The organism is Clostridium sp. AM34-11AC, assembly GCF_003435375.1.
Taxonomy (GTDB): Bacteria; Bacillota; Clostridia; order Lachnospirales; family Lachnospiraceae; genus Pilosibacter; species Pilosibacter fragilis.
Map to the genome: position 1 here is coordinate 1 of NZ_QWGL01000095.1, position 555 is coordinate 555.

The following is a 555-nucleotide window of genomic DNA, read 5'->3' on the forward strand; positions in this document are numbered from 1 at the left end:
AACAGTATATAAAACCCTTACTTCTTCTTCCTTAGAAAGGAGGTGATCCAGCCGCACCTTCCGATACGGCTACCTTGTTACGACTTCACCCCAGTTATCAGACCTGCCTTCGACAGCTCCCTGCTTTCGCTTGGGTCACTGGCTTCGGGCATTTCCGACTCCCATGGTGTGACGGGCGGTGTGTACAAGACCCGGGAACGTATTCACCGCAGCATTCTGATCTGCGATTACTAGCGATTCCAGCTTCATGTAGTCGAGTTGCAGACTACAATCCGAACTGAGACGTTATTTTTGAGATTTGCTCCCCCTCGCAGGCTCGCTTCTCTTTGTTTACGCCATTGTAGCACGTGTGTAGCCCAAATCATAAGGGGCATGATGATTTGACGTCATCCCCACCTTCCTCCAGGTTATCCCTGGCAGTCTCATCAGAGTGCCCAGCTTTACCTGCTGGCTACTGACAATAGGGGTTGCGCTCGTTGCGGGACTTAACCCAACATCTCACGACACGAGCTGACGACAACCATGCACCACCTGTCACCTCTGTCCCGAAGGAGG

General features: G+C 52.3%; 1 rRNA gene (only partly in view). It reads right to left on the minus strand.

The features are described from left to right. Positions 1–35: 35 nt before the first annotated feature. Positions 36–555, minus strand: a 16S ribosomal RNA gene (locus tag DW826_RS17885) (its annotated part continues 931 nt past the right edge of the window); the annotation flags it as partial.